Here is a 13,231-nt window from a genome sequence, read left to right on the forward strand (position 1 = left end):
CCGGTACATATGCCAAGAAGCGCAGCACAAAGAGCCCGGCGCCAAGCCGAGCTCTAAACTTACATCTTACGCGGCACGCTTAACGCGAGCCGACCGCGATCCACTGAATCCATCCCTTCGGCTCAGGCGCCAGCCGCGTCCGCCATATCTCCAGAACGGCCGCGTCCGGGCTCTTGCTCTTCAAGCTGCATACGCAGGAAGGATGGTCGCACATGGCCACGATGACGTATGACGAGTCCGCGAACGGTTCAGCGAACGTTACCGTCAGCTCCAAGCTCTCTGTCGAACCGCTCAGATGATAGGGTTCATTGCCGAACAGCAAGGACGCATTCGGAACGCCGGCCATAAGCGGCAGAAAGGCGAGATGGGAGCTTTGAACGCTGCCCTGCGACAGCTTCGCCCCGTCGACGCTGCCGGCTGCCAGGTGGGAGGCCCCGATGCTTCCCGGCGCGATCATCTCTCCCGTGACAGGCTCTTCGCTGTCCTTGCCGCTCCGGGAGCCTGGGAGAGATATCCACTCAATCAGATCGGCGGACAGCTTCTGAACCGTAATACTGCCGAATGCCAGCTGCTCGCCGGATATGGAGCCGGGCGCCAGCTTCGCGCCTGTTACGCAGCCGTCCGCCAGCTTCTCAGAGGTGACCGCCCCATCGCGAAGATGAACGGCCGTGACAGCCTGCGGCTCCAGCCGCTCCGAATCGATCCGGCCCTCCGCCTGCTTCGCAATCGTCAGCATGTCTGGCGCCAGATGGGCGAGAGAGACAGAGCCTTTGCGAAGATGATAGCCGTGAACAGCGCCAGGCTTCAGATGCTTGTCGCCGATCGTCTCTAGCAGCACGTGCTCGCTGCTGACGCTGCCCGGCGCCAGCTTGCGGAGCGTGACGCTGCTGTCCGCGAGCTTCGCCTCGGCAACGGCGCCGTCCGCGATCGCGCTCTCGCCGACGATCGCCTTACCCAGATGCTGAGCCTGCACCGCGTCGGCCTGCAGTTGAGCCGCGCCGACGGATTCGGGCTGCAGATGGGCCGCTCCAACGGCTCTTGCCTGAAGCTGCTGCCCGCCTACGGCTTCCGCCTGCAGGTGCCTGGTGCCGACGCTATTGTCCGCCAGCTTGGAGGCGACCACCGCTTCGTCAGCCAGATGCGGACTCCGTACGCTCGAATCCGCGAGATGGTAGCCCATCACCGCTTGCGCGGACAGATGCCTGCTCTGCACCGCCTCATCTCCCAGATGGCGCTGAGACACCGCGCCGTCCTGCAGCGATCCGCCGCCGACAGCCCCGTCGGCGAGCGCCTTCGCGCTGACGCTGCCGGCGCTTAGATGCTCGGCTTGCACAGCTCCGTCCTGCAGATGGACGGATGCGACCGAGCCTTCGCTAAGCGCTCCGGAAGCGACTGCTCCCGGCGCCAGAGCCCGCTCGCTGACCGCGCCGTCCGCCAGCTTCGCCGCCGTCACGCTATGGTTCGCGATCTTCGCCGTCGTCACGGCCAGATCCGCTAGCTTATCCGTCGACACGCTCTCCGGCGACAGCTTCAAGGACGTAATCAGATGGTCCGTCAAATGGTGGGTATACACGGACCGGACGGCAAGCTGCTTCTCGCCGACCGAACCCGGCGCCAGAATCTCCGCCGTGACCGATTCAGCTTGAAGCGCTTCGGTTCCAATCGCATTCGCCGCCAGATGCGAAGCTTTAATCGAACCCGGCTTCAAGTGTCCGCCGCGGATCGCCTGCTTCGCGATCGCCTCCGCTGTCACGGATTGCTCCGCGAAGTGAATCGGCCGCAGGCTGCCCGCCGACAGCTTCTCGGCCGTAACGCTGCTATCGGCGATATGCGCCGACCCGACCGACGCCTGAGTGAGATGCTCCGCCTTCACGGCTTCCATCGCCAGGTGGGCCGATTGAACCGCGCCTTGCCCCAGCTGCTTCGGTCCGACCGCACCGTTCGCAATCTGCGCGCCCGTTACCGCCTCGCCTGCGAGCTGCGCCGTATGAACGGCACCGTCCTGCAGGTGATGACGGGCGATCGCCTTGTCGGTCAAGTGCCGGCCTTCAACCGCATTCTCGCTGAGATGTCGGCGCCCGATGAGATGATCGGCCAGCTTGTCGGCCGTTACGCTTCCCTTCGCCAGGTGCCGCGTCAGCACGGCTTCATCCGCCAGCTTGGGCGCAATGACGCTCTGGTCGGCGATCTTCGTCGACGTGATCGCCTGATCTACAAGATGAATCGTAGCTACCGAGCCTTCCGCGAGCATAGTCGACGTGATCGCTCCGTCCGCCAGATGCCGGCTAACGACGGCTCCGTCGGCGAGATGGCCGCTTCGAACGCTCGCTTCCTTCAAGTGTTCTCCGCCGACCGCTTCTGGCGACAACTTCGACCCCGATACCGATCGGTCGGCCAATTGCTCCTCGCCGACGGCGCCCGGCACCAGATGAATCGAATCCACGGCCAGCGGAGCCAAATGCTTTCCCAGCACCACTCCGGGAGCGACATGCTCCTCCTTGACCAAGCCCGCCTTCAGATGGCTGGAATCGATCGAAGCCGGAGCGATCTTGCGCTCGATCACCGCTTCATCCCGCAATTTGGACGTCGACACCGAGCCATCGGCAAGCTTCGAGGTATCGATGCACTCGTTGGCCAGATTCTCGCTTCGAATCGTTCCGCTTCGGATCTTGTCGGAAGTAACCGCTTGATCCTGAATCAATTCGGACGTAATGATGGAGTTCGCCAGGTGCTTGGATTGAATCGAGCTCTCCGCAATCTTGTCGCTGCTGATCGTACGGTCCGCCAGCTTCTCCGATGTTACGCTGCCGTCCTTCAGCTTCTCGCTCGTGATCGAACGGTCGCGAATCTTCTGGCCGGAGATCGAATTCTTGGTCAGATGCTCGCCGATGATCGATTCCGGGGCATACTTGGAAGAAGTAATAGACCCGTCTGCCAGCTTAATCGCGGTGACAGAGAAGTCGGCGAGCGCATCCGTTCCGACCGCTTCGGACGACAGGTGGCCGCGGCCCACGGCGAACGGCGCCAGCTTGTCGCCGGTGACGGATTCGTCAGCCAGATCGTCCGTATAGACAACTGGAGCCGGCCGGTTCGGCATCCGCTTCTCCGCGAGCCTCAGATAGCGCTCGCTTTGCGAGCCGTCCGCTTCGCGCTTAGCGAAGCCTTCAACGGGAGCGGCATCTCCATCTGGTCCATCCGCAACTGCCGATACCGGGTTCATACCGGCCGCATCCCGGCCGAGCTGCGGCTGAAGCAGCAGATTCGCGAGCGAGTCAACGGAATCGGCGCTGCTTCTATTCGCGGCTTCGACTTCGGCCACGATCTCTTCGGCCGACTTCCCGGATTGTACCGCCGCCGCATTCGGAACGGTCGCAAAGGCTGTCCTTGCTGGTTCCGCCTCACGGGCGGCATCCTTCGTCCCCCGCGTCTTGGCCGAGGCAGTCGAGGGCTCGGCCAACGCCGGCAATCCATGCACGCTCACCGGCTTGGAGCTTTGATTCTTCATTTCATCCAGCCATTTCAGCTCCATCTTGTTCGGATTGTCGACGAAGTATAGGGGGCGGCGCGATTTTCGATTTTTGCCTTTGCTCTTCTTCTTCATGTCCATCTCCTTCCCGGCATGCAATCTAACGTATCATATGCATTCACCCATAGGCGTGTCACGAGAATGCGCATGCTAAAAAAGATGGTTTACATTCCGCAAACGCGAGCGTATATTATAACCAACAAGAAGTTTTGCCTTAAGGAAACATTATGTCTTTAGCGCCACAAACATTGCCCCGAACAACTTTGAATCCACGCGAATGAGGTGATCTTATATGCAAGAGGATCTTGCCGTCTCAACCAACCAACCGAACCGCGGCTGGAAGAGGCGCGCGGATAAGCCGTCTCTTCCCGAAGCGCATCGCTCGCTCCGGATTCCGAAGAACGGATCCGGATTCCGCAAATTCCTTGCCTTCGTCGGCCCCGGATACCTGGTAGCCGTCGGTTATATGGATCCCGGCAACTGGGCGACCGATCTGGCCGGAGGCTCCCAATTCGGCTATACGCTGCTCTCGGTTATTCTCATCTCCAATCTGATGGCGATTCTTCTTCAATCGCTTGCCGGCAAGCTTGGCATTGCTACCGGCCGCGATCTGGCGCAAGCGTGCCGGGATCATTACAGCAAGCCGGTCTCCTACGGGCTGTGGGTACTGGCCGAGCTCGCCATCGCCGCCTGCGACTTGGCAGAAGTCATTGGCGCCGCCATCGCCTTGAACCTGCTCTTCGGCATCCCGCTTCTGTACGGCGTCATCTTAACCGCTCTGGACGTTCTCATTATTCTCTTCCTGCAGAACAAGGGGTTCCGCTATCTCGAAGCGTTCATCATCGCGCTGATTGCGATCATCGCCCTCTGCTTCGGCATCGAGCTGTTCCTGTCGAATCCGGCGATCGGCGAGATGTTCCGCGGATTCATTCCCGATCCGTCCATCGTGAGCGATTCTTCGAAGCTGTACATCGCCATCGGTATCCTGGGCGCAACCGTCATGCCTCACAACCTGTATTTGCACTCTTCGATCGTTCAGACCCGGCAGTACGACCAGACGCCGCTGGGCAAGAGACAGGCGATCAAGTTCGCGACTTGGGATTCAACCATCGCTCTCTTCTTCGCTTTGTTCATCAATGCAGCCATTCTCATCGTCGCGGCTGCCGTCTTCCATACGTCCGGCCACACGGATGTCGCGGATATCGAGGATGCGTACCATCTGCTCACGCCGCTGCTCGGCACGACGATCGCTTCGATCCTATTCGGCGTCGCGCTGCTGGCTTCCGGCCAGAACTCGACGCTGACCGGCACTCTTGCGGGACAGATCGTGATGGAGGGCTTCTTGAACTTCCGCATGTCGCCTTGGCTCCGCCGGCTTATCACCCGGCTGATCGCCATCATCCCGGCCGTCATCGTCACCGCGATGTATGGCGAGAAGGGCACGACGGATCTGCTGATCTTAAGCCAGGTCATCCTGTCCATGCAGTTGTCGTTCGCCGTCATCCCGCTGGTCAAATTCACGTCCAGCAAGAAGAAGATGGGCGAGTTCGTCAACCCGCTCTGGATTCAGATCATCGCGTGGTTCGTTACGGGAGTCATCGTCGTGCTGAACGCCTACCTGCTGTACTCAACGTTCTTCGGTTGACAATAACAAGGAGCCCCCGGCAGCCATCATACGGCCAAAGGGGGCTCTTCTCACTTCTATTGCCTTATCGATTCGCGCTATTAGGCATAGCAGCTTCCAGCTCGCTCAGCCAGCGGTTCGCCGTCGCCTGCCAAGTGAAATGCTGCAGCGCCCGCTCTTGTCCGCGCCGCCCCATCTCGGCTCTCAGCCCCTCGTCAGCCAGCAGCAGCGACAGGCGGTCCGCCAGCTCCGTGCGCGCACGGATAGGGTCGATCAGATAACCCGTCACGCCGTCCTGCACGATCTCGGTCATGCCGCCGACGCGGCTGGCCACGACGGGAAGGCCCGCAGCCATCGCTTCGACATTCACGAGCCCGAACGCTTCCCGCTTCACCGACGGGACGGCCGCCGCGTGAGCCATGGCGAACCAGCGCGGGATCTCGGTATGGGGAACATAGGGTTGAAAATGGACGTGATGCCGAAGCGGCTTCGCCAGCCGGTGCAGCTTCCGGACATAGGCCGTCTTCACGTTGGAGCCGTAATATGCGCCGCCGACGACAACGAGCAAGGCGTCCGGGACGCGCCGAATGATCGCCGGCATCGCTTCCAGCAGCAGATGGACGCCCTTCAATGGAATCAATCGGCCGACGTACAGCACGATTCGCCTGTTCTGCCATCCGCGGGCGGCCCTCTCCGCGTCCGGGTTCCACCCGGCGAACCGCTGCGGGTCGACGCCCGGATAGACGATCCCAATCTTGGATGCCGCGCGCGGCACGCGGCTTGCGACGTCCGCCTTCAAATACTCGCTATTGACGAGTACGCGGTCCGCTGCCGCAAGGCAGGAGGGCAACTCGCGCGGCGCGAGATAAGGCTTGGAGATGAACGTGTTGGAGTGCAGGTGAAGCCATATTTGCGCCTTCGGAAAATGCCTGCGGAACGTCCGGACCAATCGCGGACGATTCTCGACCTCGATGAGATCCGGACGAGTCTTAGCCAGCCGTTTAATGACGCGCCTAACGTATTGCTTCTTATCTCCAGCGCGAAACCTTACGCACGTAATCCCGCTTATTGTGCCAATGGAAGGCAGCCGGCGGCCAATCCGGCCGTAGATGACGGCGTCCACTCGGGGAGCTAGAAGCGGAACGAACTTCTCGACGACCCGTTCCACCGACCCGCCTCTAGGTGACGGCACCGGGTAAGCGCCAGGCGTTACGAACGCCGCTTTAACCAATGCGGATCCCCCTTTCCGACCTGTCGTCACAGCATATACGCGTTAGCCTCGAACGAGAACGGCGGTTGTCCCAGCGGCGTATTGAACTTTTGAAGCCGATGTGGCACACTTTAGTGAATGATCGGCATCTCGAAATCTGCTGCCGATTATGCTCGCAATTTGATACGCAAAGGAGTGGCCGGCTGTATGAACCGTTGGCTGCTGCGCTCCATGACGGAGCTCACTTCCCGCAAATTCATATCCCGCTTAACGGGACGATTCGCCAAGTCCTCGCATAGCAGGCGTCTAATCCCTCGCTTCGCGAAGATGTATCGCATTCCTATTGAAGAAGCAGAGAAGCAAATCAGCGAATATGCTTCCTTGAACGATTTTTTCACCCGCCGGTTGAAGCCCGGTTCCCGTCCGATCGACGAGACGCCTGATGTCCTCGTCAGCCCGGTCGACGCACGGATTACGGCCTGCGGAGCGGTAGAGAATGGCCAGCTCCTGCAGGTGAAAGGGCAGGATTATACGCTAGAAGAGCTGCTGAACAACTCTCCGCGGATCGACCAGTACCGAGGCGGCAGCTACTGGGTCTTATACTTGAGTCCGACCGACTACCATCGCATCCATTCGCCTTGCGCCGGCGTGATCGTCGAGTCCGAACACGTGCCCGGGCGCGTCTATCCAGTCAACGAATTCGGCCTGACATCGATGCGCCGGGTGCTCTCCCGCAACGAGAGACTGGTCACCTATATGCGGCATGACGGCGGCGAGATCGCCGTCGTCAAAGTCGGCGCCCTGAACGTCAGCAGCATCCGCTACGTCGAGCCGATGCCGAAGCAGCTGGAGCGCGGCCAGGAGCTCGCCTACTTCGAATTCGGCTCCACCGTCGTACTGCTTGCCGAGAACGGCACCTGCCGGCCAAGAGCGGATTTGAAGCCCGGCGATAAGGTGCGAATGGGCGAGTTGCTGGCTGCATTTAGGACCAAAGCCTAGACATAAGCTGCATGCAATAAGCAACGGCTCCTTCCGGAAGGCATGTCCGGCTGGAGCCGTTGCTTATTGGGCCGGCTCCAGCCCCATCGGAGCGCCATATCGCCATTTCGGAGAGTGTGCCATTATCCCCTCGACTCAGAGGCACCCCATTTTCTGACAGATGTGCCACTATCCCCTTGACTCAGAGAAGCCGCCCCCCGTCTTCTCCATCCAACTCCCTTATCCCCTTCCGTCAGGAACGACCTTCAGCTTCTTACTGAACGAATGGGATAGTGGCACAAGTCTCAAAAAAGAGATATAGCCGCTCCCAACTATACCTGATGCCAAGAAGCTACATATGATGGATGAACGAAGGGGGGAGTTGACTTGAGCAAGCTGGGCGTGTCGATCATCGCCTGCACGAATCGTCCCGAATACTTCACGAATATCTTGAACAACTACAGCCGTCAGCGCCACCGTCCGAAGGAACTGATCATCATCCTCAACAACGACCGGATCGATCTGAAGGCTTGCCGCAAGCTTGCCTCCCGCTATCCTCACGTCTCCGTGCACCAGGTCCCCGAGAGAATATCGCTAGGCCAATGCTTGAATTGCGGCATCTCCAGAGCGAAGTACCCTCTGCTGGCCAAGTTCGATCATGACGACTACTATTCGCCTTACTATCTGAGAGAGCAGGTTCGGGAACACGTCCGCACCGTCAGCCCGATCGTCGGCAAGCACGCTTGTCTTGTTTATCTGCAGGCGAGCAAGAGACTGGTCATCCGGTCATCGGCCGAGCGCCATAAATACTTGAATTTCGTTCAGGGAGGAACGATTCTATTCCATCGGAAAGTGCTGAAGGATGTACGGTTTCCCGATATCTCCCTGGGAGAGGACGTAAGATTCCTGCGCCGATGCGGGGAGCAGGGGCACGCTGTTTACGCCACCTCCCCCTATAATTACGTCTATATTCGACGGAAGGATAAACGCACCCACACCTGGAAGGTGCCAGACCGTTACTATTTGAAGGGGAGCTTGCCCGTCGCCGTGACGAACCGTTACCGCGCCTTCGCCGATCGGAAGGCTTGATCCGGGTTCACGAGCAGAAGAAGAGCCCTATCGGATCTCCGAAGGGCTCTTCCCCGTATATTGCTTGAATTGGCGGCTAAAAAAGAAGATGTCGCGGTAACCGAGCGTGTCCGCCACCTCCGTGACGTTCATGCCTGCGTGAAGCAGCAGGTGCTGCGCCCGTTCGATGCGCGAGCGGATCATATACGTCTGCACCGACGAGCCGATCAGCTCCTTGAACTTGATGGAGAAATATCTCGGGGACAGCCCCGCCCGCGCGGCCAAGTCGTCTACCCGGTGCTGAATACCGGGATGCTGGCGGATGTAATTGGCCACTTCGTGGATGCTCTCCGTCAGCTGATTGCTCGCCTTGCGTTCGACCGGCTCGTCGCGATCCTGCCGCAGCAATTGAATCATCAGCTGCTTGAGGATCAGACGGGCCTCTTCTTCGGCTGCGAACGTCTTGACTAGGAATAGTCTGACGTAACGGGATAAGAGATTCTCGAACTCGAACGTCTCCTCCAAGACGCGATAAGGCTCCGGAACGAGCGAGACGGCAGCATCAACGTCGAAGTGAATATACGTCAGAACGAGCGGCTTCTGCGGATGATGGGTCGCGCTCGTATAGTCTCCGGGGCGGAACAAGAAGCAGCTCCCCTTGCCGACCGGATAGGCGACGTCGTTCAGCACGACTTCCCCTTCCCCGCTCCATACGTAGAAAAGGTCGAAATTCTGCAACGGTTTCTCGCGCCTCGCCCATTTCCAGCCCGGTTCGCATACTGTCTTGGCGAAGTAAGGGAGCAGTACGAACGATTCCGGCGATACGTTAAGCATGCGTGCTTCCTCCTTGTTCCGCGCCTCCCGGCGCGAGTAAACCGAGCGATTCCGCCGCCCGGCGAATGCGGGCAAGCCCCTCTTCGATCTGCGCCTCGTCCATATGGGCAAACCCGAATACGGCCGAGCGCCTCTTGTCCGTTCGTTTGAATGGATCCTCGTTCGCTTCGTTCGCTTCAATAGCTTCGTCCGCCTCATAACGCTGCCCGTCGCCCCACATAACGCCAAGCTCCCGGCACTTAGACGCCAGAAGGCCATACAGCTCCGGCGCTATCTTCCAATAAGTGTACAGCGACAAGCCCGCATCCGACGGCACCGTCTCGAAGAGCTCCCCTAACTCGCCGTTTAATCCGGAGCGAAGCCGATCCTGAAGCCGATGGAACACCCGCGTCGCCCGGCGAAGATGGCGGTCGTAGCCGCCTTCTGCCATCCATTCCGCCAACGCGCGCTGTTCTGCTATGCTCTCCGGGTACGGATTATGAAGTCTCTTCGCCCGGATGAAGGGCTCCCGCAGCGACGGGGGCAGCACCGCATACCCGATTCGCACCTCCGAGCGCATTGAACGGGAGAAGCTGCCGACGTACACGACGCGCCCTTCGCGGTCCAGCGACTTGAGCGGCTCGATCGGCCGTCCTCCCCAGCGGAAGTCGCTGTCGTAATCGTCCTCGACGATCCAGGCCTTTCGGCGGGAAGCCCACGACAGCAGCTCCAATCGTCGCTCCAGCTTCAGCACCGCCCCGGTCGGGAACTGTCTCGTCGGCGTCACGAACAGCAAGGAGGCCGCCCAATCGCGCGGCACGATCCCTTCGCCGTCTACGGCTGCCTGGATCATCTTCGCTCCGGTTGAGCTTACGGCAATCCGCGTTCCCTGGTAGCACGGATTCTCCACGACAGCCGTCCGCTCCTCTTCAAGCAGCAGCTGAGCGAGAAGCGCGATCGCTTGCATGGAGCCGCCGGTGACGACGATGTCCTCCGGCCGGCAGACGATGCCGCGCTCTCTCCGCAGCCGTGCGGCGATCTGCGCGCGCAGCTCCAGACTGCCATCCGCATCGGCCGGCGTCTCGTGCCGTTCTCTGATCCGCTTCCATTGATTCGCGACCCGCGATCTCCATTCCATCCATGGGAACCACCGCTCGCCAATCCCTCGCGGTTCAAAAGATATCGTATCCGCGCAGCCCGGTTCAAGCTTGTGCGCGCTATCGCTCATCCGATGATCGGCCTGCTCCGTCACCCTTCGTCCCCACGCGGACAGCTGCGGCTGAGCGGAAGGCGCAGCCGCAGCAGCTCGGACCTCGCCCGGCGTGCGCGCTGCGAGCTCCGTTCGCGGTGCCTGCCGGCCCCCTGCAACGAACGTGCCTTGCCCGACGCCTGCTCTCACGTAGCCTTCGGCCGCCAGCAGCTCATAAGCGAGGCTGGCGCTGCCCCGCGACAGGCCGTACATGGCGGCAAGCCGGCGCGTGGACGGCAGCCGCTGGCCTGGCGGCAGCAGACCGCTCGCGATCGCCTCGCGAAGCGCACGGTACAGCGCGATATGTTTGCTGCCGCATTCCTGCAGCAGCCGTTCATAGGGCAGCTGAAGCGTCATCCTTCTCACCCGATTCTAGAGTCGATGCACCAATGGACTATTCATTTTAATCTAAATTGGATCTTTTCGATTGTCAATCCGAGCTCTACACTGACGGTAACCAAATTATGTAATGCAGAGAAGGGGAGAGGGCATTGAGAAGAAAGGAATTCAACGTCGACGACATGGAAGCTTGCGAGGCGTTCTTGCGGGAATGCAGCCACGGCGTGCTGGCGTTCGCAGGGGAAGGCGGTTGGCCGAAGGCCGTACCGCTGAACTACGTTTATACGGAAGGCAACGTTTATTTTCACGGGAGCAAGAAAGGAGAGAAAATGAGCGGGCTCGCAAAGGACGCCCGGTCCGAATTCGTCGTCTACGAGGCGCATGCGTTCATTCCATCGTACTTCACCGACCCATACTTAGCCTGCCCGGCGACGCAATTCTTCCGCTCGGTTCGCATGGCGGGGACGGTCGAACAAGTGGAAGAACCGGCTGAGAAAGCTCGAGCGCTCGCCGCTCTGCTAGCCAGTATGCAGCCCGAAGGCGGACACGCCCCGATCGATCACGAGGATCCCAAATATGTCTCGTCGCTTCGCGGCGTCGCCGTGCTGCGGCTCGATATCGCGGAGATGACCGGCAAATTCAAGTTCGGACAGAACATGTCCGCTCCCCGCCGCGAGAAGCTGATTGAGGGGCTGCGGGATCGCAATCTTCCTGGCGATGAGGAGACGATCGGATACATTCGCGAAGCGGCTCCCAAGCAATCTTGATATCGCTCTGGGAACCAACGACTTTTTAACCAAATAGATGGCGTTGGCGGTGACGCTCCCTCATCGATGGTGTATAATAACTGCGAACGAGAGGCGAATCGGAACATCTCGCCCCGCAAATGATTAGGTGGAAGGAAGAGAAGGAATGAACCCCCTCGCGCAGCAGTTGAACGACACCCTTATGCGGGAGAGCCCGCGAATTGCAGAGATGCTCTCAGACCTGGGCCAAGCGATGTACTTCCCGAAAGTCGGCATTCTAAGCCAATCCGCGGAAGCGAAGCAGAAAGCGAAGCTCTACAACGCAACAATCGGCATCGCGACCGAGCATGGCCAGCCAATGCACCTCGGTGTCATTCAAGATAAACTGTCCGCCTACGATCCGAAGGATCTGTACGAATATGCGCCTCCAGCCGGCAAGCCGGAGCTCCGTACCGTTTGGCGCGATAAGATGCTGAAGGAGAATCCGTCCCTTGCAGACAAGCAGTTCAGCCTGCCGATCGTCACGAACGCGCTGACGCACGGGCTGAGTATCGTCGCCGACTTGTTCGTCGGAGCCGGTGATGCCATTGTTCTTCCGGAGAAAAATTGGGAGAATTACGAGCTGACCTTCGGTGTCCGCCGCGGCGCCGTCATGGTGGAGTATTCGCTGTATGACGCGCAGGGCAAGTTCAACGCTGCCGCTCTTCGCGACGCGCTTCTCGCCCAGAAGGAGAAGGGCAAGGCAATCGTCCTGTTGAACTTCCCGAACAACCCCACCGGCTACACGCCGGGAGCCGAAGAAGGACGCGCGATCGTCGCCGCCGTCAAGGATGCCGCAGACGCCGGCATCAACGTCGTCGTCGTGACGGACGATGCATACTTCGGGCTGTTCTTCGAGGATTCCTTGCATCAATCGCTGTTCGGCCAGCTGTGCGGCTTGCACGAGCGCGTACTGCCGATCAAAGTCGACGGCGCGACGAAGGAAGAATACGTCTGGGGCTTCCGTGTCGGCTTCATCACGTATGGCAGCTCCTCTGAAGCCGCGCTCGCCGCGCTGGAGCAGAAGACGCTGGGCATCATTCGCGGTACGATCTCCAGCGGTCCGCACCCCTCGCAGACGTTCGTGCTGGATGCGCTGAAGAATCCGCTGTTCGAGCAGCAGAAGGCGGAGAAGTTCGCGATCATGAAGGGCCGCGCGAACAAGGTGAAGCAGATTCTCGACAGCGGCAGGTTCGGCGACGACTGGGAGTACTATCCCTTCAACTCAGGCTACTTCATGTGCCTGAAGCTGAAGACGGCAGGAGCCGAGGCGGTTCGCCAGCGGCTGCTCGAGGAGTACCAGGTCGGCACGATCGCGCTTGGCGCGGCCGATCTGCGTGTGGCATTCTCCTGCATCGAGGAGCCGGCGCTGGAGGATCTGTTCGACCGCATTCACAAGGCGGTGCAGGACGTGAAGGCTGCCGGCGCCGTGCAGGCGGGGAAGTAACGCTGGCGCGCTGGCGCAAGCAAGACTGGCACGCTGCAAGGCGGGCAAGTAAGGCTAGCGTGCTGACAGGCGAGTAATTGTGTTGCCTGTACGTGCGGGCTAGTTAGAATGGTTTGATAAGGCCGCTTCCTGAGGTTTTTGCCTCGGGGGCGGCCTTTTTTGGGTGTGCGCATGTAACCCGGCTTGGACGGC

The 13,231-nt window shown here is 60.1% G+C and carries 9 protein-coding genes; 5 read left to right on the forward strand and 4 right to left on the reverse strand.

Going from position 1 to position 13,231, the window contains the following annotated elements; translation table 11 throughout:
- Window positions 1–79 precede the first annotated feature (79 nt).
- Window positions 80–3,601, reverse strand: coding sequence for a WIAG-tail domain (locus tag H4Q31_RS16655; protein ID WP_185180189.1), 3,522 nt, complete (start codon window positions 3,599–3,601; stop codon window positions 80–82).
- Window positions 3,602–3,818: 217 nt separating this feature from the next.
- On the opposite strand from H4Q31_RS16655, the gene H4Q31_RS16660 reads away from it, so the two are divergent.
- A complete protein-coding gene (locus H4Q31_RS16660) occupies window positions 3,819–5,171 on the forward strand; it encodes an Nramp family divalent metal transporter (RefSeq protein ID WP_185180190.1) in 1,353 nt (450 codons plus the stop codon).
- 64 nt (window positions 5,172–5,235) lie between these two features.
- Here the strand turns inward: H4Q31_RS16660 and H4Q31_RS16665 are convergent, their stop codons facing one another.
- A complete protein-coding gene (locus H4Q31_RS16665) occupies window positions 5,236–6,381 on the reverse strand; it encodes a glycosyltransferase family 4 protein (RefSeq protein ID WP_185180191.1) in 1,146 nt (381 codons plus the stop codon).
- Between the two features lie 186 nt (window positions 6,382–6,567).
- Here H4Q31_RS16665 and asd point away from each other — a divergent pair, with 186 nt between their 5' ends.
- Both asd and H4Q31_RS16675 read left to right on the forward strand, forming a co-directional pair.
- Window positions 6,568–7,359, forward strand: coding sequence for an archaetidylserine decarboxylase (gene asd, locus H4Q31_RS16670; RefSeq protein WP_185180192.1), 792 nt, complete (start codon window positions 6,568–6,570; stop codon window positions 7,357–7,359).
- 366 nt (window positions 7,360–7,725) lie between these two features.
- On the forward strand, window positions 7,726–8,427 hold the full coding sequence (locus tag H4Q31_RS16675; RefSeq protein WP_185180193.1) for a glycosyltransferase family 2 protein: 702 nt from the start codon (window positions 7,726–7,728) through the stop codon (window positions 8,425–8,427).
- Between the two features lie 27 nt (window positions 8,428–8,454).
- Here H4Q31_RS16675 and H4Q31_RS16680 read toward each other — a convergent pair whose 3' ends face one another.
- The gene (locus tag H4Q31_RS16680) at window positions 8,455–9,240 is read right to left on the reverse strand and encodes a helix-turn-helix domain-containing protein (RefSeq protein ID WP_185180194.1); all 786 of its coding nucleotides are present in this window, start codon (window positions 9,238–9,240) and stop codon (window positions 8,455–8,457) included.
- Window positions 9,233–10,825 (reverse strand): MocR-like pyridoxine biosynthesis transcription factor PdxR, encoded by a 1,593-nt coding sequence (pdxR, locus tag H4Q31_RS16685; protein WP_185180195.1) that lies wholly within the window; start codon window positions 10,823–10,825, stop codon window positions 9,233–9,235. The genes H4Q31_RS16680 and pdxR overlap by 8 nt, the downstream gene beginning before the upstream one ends.
- Window positions 10,826–10,959: 134 nt before the next feature.
- Here pdxR and H4Q31_RS16690 point away from each other — a divergent pair, with 134 nt between their 5' ends.
- Both H4Q31_RS16690 and H4Q31_RS16695 read left to right on the forward strand, forming a co-directional pair.
- Window positions 10,960–11,574, forward strand: a complete 615-nt coding sequence (locus H4Q31_RS16690; protein ID WP_185180196.1) for a pyridoxamine 5'-phosphate oxidase family protein — start codon at window positions 10,960–10,962, stop codon at window positions 11,572–11,574.
- A 145-nt stretch (window positions 11,575–11,719) separates the two neighbouring features.
- Entirely contained in the window at window positions 11,720–13,039 is a 1,320-nt protein-coding gene (locus H4Q31_RS16695; RefSeq protein WP_185180197.1) for an aminotransferase class I/II-fold pyridoxal phosphate-dependent enzyme, read from the forward strand.
- Window positions 13,040–13,231 lie beyond the last annotated feature (192 nt).

Source organism: Cohnella lubricantis, assembly GCF_014212015.1.
GTDB lineage: Bacteria > Bacillota > Bacilli > Paenibacillales > Paenibacillaceae > Cohnella > Cohnella lubricantis.

Excerpts from the sequence above, each read along its gene's own strand:
- H4Q31_RS16655 (WP_185180189.1), bottom strand. The coding sequence starts at position 3,601 with ATGAAGAAGAAGAGCAAAGGCAAAAATCGAAAATCGCGCCGCCCCCTA.
- H4Q31_RS16660 (WP_185180190.1), top strand. The coding sequence starts at position 3,819 with ATGCAAGAGGATCTTGCCGTCTCAACCAACCAACCGAACCGCGGCTGG.
- asd (WP_185180192.1), top strand. The coding sequence starts at position 6,568 with ATGAACCGTTGGCTGCTGCGCTCCATGACGGAGCTCACTTCCCGCAAA.
- H4Q31_RS16680 (WP_185180194.1), bottom strand. The coding sequence starts at position 9,240 with ATGCTTAACGTATCGCCGGAATCGTTCGTACTGCTCCCTTACTTCGCC.
- pdxR (WP_185180195.1), bottom strand. The coding sequence starts at position 10,825 with ATGACGCTTCAGCTGCCCTATGAACGGCTGCTGCAGGAATGCGGCAGC.
- H4Q31_RS16695 (WP_185180197.1), top strand. The coding sequence starts at position 11,720 with ATGAACCCCCTCGCGCAGCAGTTGAACGACACCCTTATGCGGGAGAGC.